The sequence below is a fragment of the Rhodococcus sp. BS-15 genome (genome assembly GCF_000813105.1).
Classification (GTDB): domain Bacteria; phylum Actinomycetota; class Actinomycetes; order Mycobacteriales; family Mycobacteriaceae; genus Rhodococcoides.
Genome location: NZ_BAOX01000532.1, coordinates 1 through 1,523 on the forward strand (window position 1 = coordinate 1; position 1,523 = coordinate 1,523).

A 1,523-nucleotide genomic window follows, 5' to 3' on the forward strand; every position below is an offset into this window, starting at 1 on the left:
GTCGCGGCCGTGGTACCCGCGCCGCCGTGGTGGACCGCAGCCAGGCAGTGCGGCAGAATGCTCGCATGATCGACGGACTCGACGATCATGATGTTCGAGTTCGACTGGGCGGCAGCAGGATCGGCACCGGCAAGGTCGCTCCAGCCGGCACAGACGAGAGCGCGAACGCCCAGTCGTCCGGTCACGTTCTCGATCATGCGCAGCAGCGCCGTGGGATCGGGCACGGGCATGCTGCCGAATCCGAAGTACACCGGCGCGGAGCCCGCCTGCAGCCATTGTTCGAGCGCGGGATCGGCGTCGACGCGAACGCTGCTGAGCCCCAGGAATCCGACGAACGGCCGTTGCGGGCCCCACTGTTCGGCGAGCCCGGGGAACAGTGCCGACTCGTAGGCCTGAATCTCCACTGCGCCGTAGCGATCGGATCGAACGGGCAGTGAATTCCTCGTCGGTGCCAGGCCGAGAGACACCCGCTGCGCGTTCTCGCGAGCCTTCATGGACTTCCAGCGCATCGACTCCGCCAGCGCCCACATCGATCGGTTGACGTATCCGGGCAACGCGACGCCCGGGGTCACGGGCACCACGTCGTTGCGTCGAAGCGGGCAATAATGGAGTGCCACAAAGGCATTGCCCGCCGACTCCGCCATGTTGAACGCCATCTCCTGCCCCAGTGAACCGGTGACGATCGCGTCGCAACCCCGGGCCATTCGTTCGAGTTCGGCGGTCATCCGATCCCAGCCGTGATTGGCCAGTTCCGCGAGTGCCGCCATCCTGGTTCGCGGGTTGCGCGACTTGATGCGCACCCTGATCAACTCCGACTCCAACAGCCGCTGGGTGTCGGGCCCGAACGAGACCACGCTGACGCGTTCGGACTCAGCCGTTTTCGCGCGAGCGAACTCCATCAGGTTGGGTGGTGCGCCGAACACCACGTCGTGTCCGCGATTCGCGAGCTCTACGCCGAGTGCAAGACCGGGCGTCACGTCACCGCGACTGCCGTTGAATGGCATCACGAACTTCATAGGGTCACTCGCAGTCGCGTCGGCATGGAAAACGTCCTCAATCTATCAGTCCCGCCCGCCGCGGGTCGGTTCGGAAAACATATGGCGGGAAACACATTTGCGGCCCACCTGCGTCCGCACTCGCGCAGCGATAGTCTCGCGTAGTGGAAAGACTGACGTACGACGACGACCTGTTCCTCCGCATGGAATGCGTTCTCGGGGTACCCGTGGTGAACCAGATCGTCTGGCGGTTCGACCGCGCCGTCGCACCGGACGCGCTCCGATCGATGTGGCGAATGCTCGCCTCGGGCCCCATCGATCGAACCGTTCGGCGGGCCCGGGTGCCCGGAGCCCGTGACAGCTGGACTGCAGCGCGTCGATCCGCCGATCCCGTGGTCGTCGGATCACCGATCGCCCGCGCGGCGGTCGACAGGTGGATCGAGGACGAGGCCGCGGTGTCGTTGGACCCGATCGGGGGACCGGCGTGGCGATTGTCGGCCACCTCGGTGGACGACGGCGGCACGGTCG

The 1,523-nt window shown here is 66.3% G+C and carries 1 protein-coding gene and 1 pseudogene; one reads left to right on the top strand and one right to left on the bottom strand.

What is annotated here, in order from left to right:
• Nucleotides 1–1,004: glycosyltransferase (locus tag RHBS_RS27660; RefSeq protein ID WP_187298675.1), on the bottom strand; the 1,004-nt coding region annotated here is incomplete at its 3' end.
• Nucleotides 1,005–1,159: 155 nt separating this feature from the next.
• On the opposite strand from RHBS_RS27660, the pseudogene RHBS_RS27665 reads away from it, so the two are divergent.
• Nucleotides 1,160–1,523, top strand: a pseudogene (locus RHBS_RS27665) (hypothetical protein); the annotation flags it as partial.